Annotated in this window: 6 protein-coding genes; 2 read left to right on the forward strand and 4 right to left on the reverse strand. The window is 31.5% G+C overall.

The genetic code is table 11. The features are described from left to right. The first annotated feature begins 67 nt into the window (after positions 1-67). Both A9758_RS00645 and A9758_RS00650 read left to right on the forward strand, forming a co-directional pair. Complete coding sequence (locus tag A9758_RS00645; protein WP_011405809.1) at positions 68-1,171, forward strand: DUF362 domain-containing protein; 1,104 nt, start codon at positions 68-70, stop codon at positions 1,169-1,171. Continuing rightward, positions 1,168-2,022, forward strand: a complete 855-nt coding sequence (locus tag A9758_RS00650) for a MoxR family ATPase (RefSeq protein WP_048059676.1) — start codon at positions 1,168-1,170, stop codon at positions 2,020-2,022. Before A9758_RS00645 ends, A9758_RS00650 begins: the two co-directional genes overlap by 4 nt. On the opposite strand, the gene A9758_RS00655 is transcribed toward A9758_RS00650, so the two are convergent. The 4 genes from A9758_RS00655 to mtaB all read right to left on the reverse strand — a co-directional run bounded on the left by A9758_RS00655 (position 2,019) and on the right by mtaB (position 7,044). Continuing rightward, positions 2,019-2,813, reverse strand: a complete 795-nt coding sequence (locus A9758_RS00655; protein WP_011405807.1) for an HAD family hydrolase — start codon at positions 2,811-2,813, stop codon at positions 2,019-2,021. The two genes, A9758_RS00650 and A9758_RS00655, sit on opposite strands and share 4 nt — an antisense overlap. A 63-nt stretch (positions 2,814-2,876) precedes the next feature. Next, the gene (locus A9758_RS00660; RefSeq protein WP_011405806.1) at positions 2,877-4,520 is read right to left on the reverse strand and encodes a methylamine methyltransferase corrinoid protein reductive activase; all 1,644 of its coding nucleotides are present in this window, start codon (positions 4,518-4,520) and stop codon (positions 2,877-2,879) included. Positions 4,521-4,800: 280 nt separating this feature from the next. After that, complete coding sequence (gene mtaC / locus A9758_RS00665) at positions 4,801-5,634, reverse strand: methanol--corrinoid protein MtaC (RefSeq protein ID WP_011405805.1); 834 nt, start codon at positions 5,632-5,634, stop codon at positions 4,801-4,803. Positions 5,635-5,658: 24 nt separating this feature from the next. Further along, positions 5,659-7,044: a methanol--corrinoid protein co-methyltransferase MtaB gene (mtaB, locus tag A9758_RS00670; RefSeq protein WP_011405804.1), complete on the reverse strand. Its 1,386-nt coding sequence runs from the start codon at positions 7,042-7,044 to the stop codon at positions 5,659-5,661. Positions 7,045-7,254: the final 210 nt, after the last annotated feature.

A 7,254-nucleotide genomic window follows, 5' to 3' on the forward strand; every position in this document is an offset into this window, starting at 1 on the left:
AATATTATTAAAGTATTTATAAAGTAAATTCAATAGTATTAATTATTTAATAATAAGTGGCTAAAATATGAAAAGTGAAGTATATTTCACTAATATGACTTCGAATAATCCCAATGATAGTTTACTTCTAAAACTAGAAAGATTATATGAAAGAACTGGTTTTTCATTTCTTATTAGTGAAAATGATAAAGTTGCAATAAAGACACACTTTGGAGAAATAGGAAATACTGGATATATACAACCACAATATGCCAGAAAAATAGTTGATGCATTAAAAAAACTCAATTCAAAACCATTTCTAACTGATACAAACACATTATACCACGCAAAACGTGATAATAGTGTGGATCACTTAGAAACTGCAACAAAACATGGATTTACATATTCTGTTATAAATGCTCCAGTAATAATTGCAGATGGACTAACAGGTTGTAGTGATGTTGAAGTAGAAATAAATAAAAAACTATTTAACAAAGTAAAAATTGCAAAGGACATATATGATAGTGATGCAATGATAGTTATATCCCATGTAAAAGGACATATACTAGCAGGATTTGGAGGAGCACTTAAAAATCTAGCAATGGGATGTGCTTCTAGAAGAGGAAAAATCCATCAACATAAAATTGCAGCACCATTCATATCAAAAATTGCATGTCTTGCATGTAATGTATGTATAGATGCATGTCCAGAAAATGCTATAACAGTAGATACACATGCACATATTAATTATGAAAAATGTATCGGATGTAATGATTGTATAGGTGCATGTCCAAAAAATGCTATAAAACTAAATAAAATTAATTCTGAGGAATTTATTGAATCAATGATGGAATATGCATATGGTTCTGTTAAAGATAAGGATGATAAAGTCTTATATATTAACTTTTTAACAGATATTGCTCCAGATTGTGATTGTAATCCGTATAGTGACAGACCAATTGTTAGAGATATTGGTATTCTAGCAAGTTATGATCCTGTAGCTATAGATAAGGCAAGTTATGATCTTATAAACAAGGAACTTGGATTAATTGATTCAGCACTTGAGTCTAACCATGAAGAAGGTGCTGATAAATTTAAGGGTGTGTGGAGAAATATAGATGGACATATGCAAATAGACTTTGCACAACAATTAAATATGGGAACTAAAGATTATAAGATAGTGGAAATATAGTGATAAACATGAAAGAAATTGAAGAAATAAATAAAAAATTAGAAGCAAATAATTACATTTCTAACAATCAAATAAATACCACATTGTTTCTAGCTTTTATGTTAAAAAAGCCAATACTTATTGAAGGACCGCCAGGTACTGGAAAAACAGAACTTGCAAAAACAATTGCAGAAAGTTTTGACAGGGACTTCTTTAGAATACAATGTTATGAGGGAATAACCTTTGAGCAAGTTGTTGGAGAATGGAATTATCAGAAACAGTTATTATACCTAGAATTAGCAAGGGAAAATAAGGAAGATATGACGATATTTTCAAATGAATTCTTTATACAAAGACCCCTTCTAACAGCATTTAGTAACACAAAACCATCAGTACTCTTAATTGATGAAATTGATAAGGCTGATGAAGAACTTGAAAGTTTTCTACTTCAAGCATTAGGTGAACAGGAAATTACTGTAAATGATTTAGATACATTTGAACTTAAAAATGATTTAATTGTTGTTCTCACATCAAATGCACAACGTACTCTTCTTGATGAAACAAAGGATAGATGTTTATACTTATATATTGATTATCCAGAATATGAACGTGAAGTAAGTATAGTAAATAAGAGAGTTCCCCTTGCTGAGAATAATTTAGTTGATGATATTGTGGAAAAAACTCAGAAAATAAGAAAATTAGACTTATCTAAAAAACCTTCCATAAGAAGTACTGTTGACTGGGTTAGATCACTTATTGCATTGAATGAAATACCTCCAACTAGAGAAGCTCTTGAAAATACATTAAATGTTGTTGCAAAAAATGAGGAAGATAAGGAACGTATTATTAATGAAGTTTTAAATAAAATCTAATCTCCCCTATTTTTTTTTATAATTGATATAACATCGCCTATAGAATATATTATATGGTCTGCTGAATCTTTTAGTATCTCTGGTACATTTTCTCCCTGTTCTAATGTTAATATGCCAGTATTTGCAGCTTCTATAGCTAATTGATCATTTGTATGATTTCCAACCATGTACACATAGTCGCCCCTTCTTTGAAGAGTGTTTACTAGATTGTATTTACCTTCCCTATTTAGAGTACTATACACATTAGACTTGGGTATTTTTAGAATAGATGCTATTTTACTAAGTGACTCTTTATTATCACCTGATGCTATGTAGATTGATAGTGGTGAATTATTTATAAAATTCATAACACGTCTTGTATCTTCAAAAAATACACCACCTGCTGTATATACATATTCAATCATTCCATTATCCATATCAACAATCAATGCACAACCACTTATTATTTCAACATCATAATTTTCAATCAAAGTATTTGTAGCTAAAAATAAGTCATGAAACGATGTTGAATCATTAGCCAATACATCCACAACATCACTTTTTAGGATATTTATTTGTGAATAACTAATTTCAAAATATTCCATATTATCCTTTAGATAATCATATAATGTTCCAGTATGTCTAGATAATTCATTTACAGATTCCTGTAATACAACTATGATTCTACTTTTTTTTTGATTAGCAATACCTATAGTATTTGTTTCATAAATTAATTTATTATGGACAACATCATTTAACACAGTTATTCTTTTAAGAATTGTACCAGCATTATCAAAAACTATTGATTTCATAGAAGACATACCTAATTATATTTAAAAAAAAGTTAAATAATATAAAAAAAATAGAAAGAGGAATTATAAACTTTTTGCATCCTCACCTTCAATATAGAACATTTTCTCATAAAGGAATACTTTCTCTGGACATACAAGCTCACATCTTAAACATGCACTACCATTACAGTAATCAGAACGTATAGTAGCAACACCATCTTCAATTTTAAGTGCACTTTCAGGACATTCATTTGCACATGCTTGACAACTAATACATCCTTCAACCTTACTTTCAAGTTTAGTACCTACCTCTTCAATAATAGATAAACCATTTACTCCAATATCTGGTATATCACTCTCAAATAATCTGTGAATTTCAGGGTCATCCTCTACTTCAGGTAAGTTACCATAGCCATAACTTTCTAGCCATTCATCATACTTCCATAATGGCATGTTTTGTTCACATACAGCAAGTTCTAATCCATATATTTTCTCAAATATTTCAGATGTTGCAAGTGTAATATGGTTTCCCCTCATACCATCAGCAACTTCTTGTAATTCACTTAGTAAGTCGGGATTTTCAACAATATCCCTTGCCATAGAGAGTGATGTGTTACCTATCTGGTAAATATCCCATGAACATGCAGGTATTTGACCTACTGTTAATGATTTCATTGGATCTACATAGAAACCACTTGCACCTGCCATATAAACTGCATCAATATCATCTAATTCAATACCTGCTTCTACACATAATGTTATGTGTGCTGCTCTAAAAGCACCTAATGCTTTACCAATTTCAGTTAAGTCTTTTTCTGATAAGTAAACATCATCTTGTAGATTTATTTTATTATCATCAGTTTTAATATCTGGAATTGAAATAATTCCCTGTTCTGTACCTAAACTGTATGCTGAAATTACACCAGTACCTGTAATACCACGAGCTTGTGTTTGTGGATTCTGTTGTTCTATAATTTCACCTGTAGTTACATCCATTAAGTTACATGCATCTACTTTTAGATCACTGTTAAGTACCATGTTTCTCCACTGATCACCCTCAGCTGTTACATCACAAATTGCTCCAGGGGATGCTAGCATACCACATTCAATTGCCTGACCTTCCATAGCAGGTCCTGCTGCTGCTGAACAAGAAAATATTTCACCATCTATTACAAGTGCTATTTCTGCATTTGTACCAAAATCTGATACTAAGTAAATACCTTCTTTGTCAACAACACCAGATTTAACAAGCATTGCAAGTGCATCTGCTCCTATTTCATGTTTTATTGCTGGAGGTATGTATACATCTGCATCAGGATTAATATCCAAGTCAACATCACCTGGTTTAATAATCTGTGCATTTCTTTTTGGTGGTGTAATTTTCATACGTTCAACAGCATTTGTTCCCCAAAATGCTAAATCTCTAATTTCAATATTTTGGAATAATGATAATTGAATTGGGTTACCACATACCGCAAATCTAGTAATTTTAGATTTATCCACTTCTAACTGGTCAACTACTTTATTTACAGCTTCCATTATTAGTTGGTGTGCTTGTTCTCTACCAACATTCACTGCAAAATGTAAATGATCCATTACATTAGCTCCAGGAATTGGATGTCTTAATGTAACTGTTGTAGAAATTGTACTATTATCTTCAACATTAATAGCTTGTGCTCTAACACCACTTGTTCCTATATCCATTGCTATAGCATATTCTTCTACCATAATCTCATCTCCTTATCTGGACATATATGATTCCACTTATTATTTATAGTAAATTAGTTTAAACATAATATAACTTTTTTACTCTAATTAATTATAGTATCTTGTGTAATATAAAGATTAGCTAAAATATTTAAAATATTAATTATAAAAATAGTACATCTTTAAAAAAGAATTATTAGGAAATATCTTAAAAAATAAGTTTAATTTAAATTAAATTATAAAAAAAGGGAGGTTAGAAGAAAAGAAAATAGTTTTATATCTTCTAATTTGTAGACAAGTTCTAGGAGTATGCTGCTACATATTCTCCAACAATATCAGCATATTCTTTTCTGATGTCTTCCCATGTTTTACCATCATCTACAATAGCATCTGCTATTTTTGGTACGTGGTATGCTTCTACACCATAGAATGTTTGTGGACTTTCTTCTACAAAGTCACGACGTACTGCTCCTCCTCCACAACCAAATGGTGTGTCAAGTCCTGCTTCTTGCATTAATGCTATGATTTTACCAAATGCTGTCATGGTTGTTGTCATTAATGCTGTTGCAGTTACAAGTACTGGTTTGTTTTCTTTTACTGCTTCTACTACTTTAGTGTTAGGTACATCACGACCAAGATCTACTGCTTCATATCCATTTGCATTTAAGAACATAACAATTAAGTTTTTACCAATATCGTGAGGGTCTCCTTCTACTGCACAACAACATACTGTTGCTTTGGAATCTGCTTTGTGTCCAAGTTTTGCTTCACAAAGTGCTACTCCAGACATCATTGCATCTCCTGCAAGCATTAAATCAGGAAGGAAGAATTCACCTTTAGTATATAATGCACTTACACCATCCATACCTTTCATTAAAGCGTTGTTAATAAGGTCTATTGGTTCTTCACCAGCATCTAATGCTTTTTCTACTTGTGCATCACATTCGTCTTTGTCACCATATAATACAGCTAAAGCCACTGTTCTTTTTATTCCTTCTTCTTTAGGTAATATTTCCATTACTTCAGGATCATCTTCAGGTTTAAGAGCAGGACCTTCAATTTTAACATTGTATCTTATAGCAATTGTATCATAATCTGTTAATTTTCCATAATATTTTTCTAACGGACTATCCATTTTTACACACTTCCTTTCAATTATTTATAATTCATATTGTGATGGATCATGTTCTTTTACTTTTCTTCCATAACGTTTTATACATGTTTTTATGAATTTATCTTTATCATCAGGTAATTGTTCATATGTTTTTAAGGTAGAGTCAAGTGTATCTCTTTCAAATCTTGTTAATAAGATACGATTTTGATCTACTGCATCGTTGATTAATTCTATTGCCTTAAGTGCTGCTGCACGTGATCTTAAGTAAATATCTTCCCCTTCTGCTGTAATAGCTTTACCAATTTCATATGCATTATCATATGATAATATTACACCTTGAGGATCTCTGTATTTATCTGCTAGTGCATATGTATCTCTTAATTGTTTGTTTGTTCCGATTTGTGTTGCTGTATTCATAAGAGCACATTCACAACCTAGGGATTGTAACCATACACCAGGTGTTGGTCCACCCATTTCTTCTCTGTTATATACAGATTCATTACTCCATACATCACATACTGCTGCTGCAAGGTTACCCATGAGGTCTGAGTGAGCACATGTTGCATTTTTACCTTCTGCACAGATTGGTACAGATGCTATTGATTTTACAATAGGGTTTTCATATCCACAATCTTTTGTTGGTCCTTGTGCACCACATTCAATTGCTACTAAACTTCTTGCTCCTGCAATTGCTCTTGCTACTGCTGCAATTGTATGTGATACGTTTTTACTAGTTAATCCACCTGCAAGGAACATTGCAGTGTTAGCTTGTGCACAGTCTGTATCCCCACCAGGAACTACATTGTTTCTTTTTGCTATGTCTACAATTTTTGTCCACATATATTCCATATCAATAGAACCAAGTACACCTATACCATAGAGTATTGCTCTTACATCTCCCCTTGATATACCATAATCTGATACAACTTTACCACCAATAGTTTCAATACAAAGCATTGATGCTCCATTTTGTGCACATGCTTCGAATGATTCATCCATTGCTATGTCAAATTCTGATCCTCTAAGACCGTTTTCTTCTTCTCTCATATCTGCTACTGTTGACATGAGTGATACTTTTGCACCGAATTTGTCGTGTAATTTTTCAAGTTCTTCAAATGTAACAGCTGTACAACGTTCTGATGCTTCTCTTGAGATAGATTGTTGTTGTACGTGTTCTGTTTCTATTTGCATTGCAGGAAGCCCTATTGCTGCTGCTCTTTCACATGCAGCAAATGCTATGTTTTTAGAGGTTGCTTCTAATCCATCAATTGATTCTTCTGATCCTTCTGCAGGAGCTACTTTGATGTTAGGAACTACATCTCCACCACCCATTACCTGGTCTAATCCCATCTTTACTGGGTGTTTTGTTTGTCCGAAAACCATTTCATCTGCTGATGCATTTTCCATTTTTGTAAAACGTTTTAATACCATATATTTCACCGAGTATATTTTTTATTTTATACCCACATAATTATTTTAAATTATTCAAGTATTATTGATACTAAATAATAAGTAAATTAAAACTTACAATTAATACTATTTATATTTTAATATATAAAAAGATAGCCATATTTACTAAAAATAAAAAATAAGCATATGTTACATATTATTCATAACAAATAATCTAAAATAACTTTTATT

Source organism: Methanosphaera sp. A6 (genome assembly GCF_001729395.1).
GTDB classification, from domain to species: domain Archaea; phylum Methanobacteriota; class Methanobacteria; order Methanobacteriales; family Methanobacteriaceae; genus Methanosphaera; species Methanosphaera stadtmanae.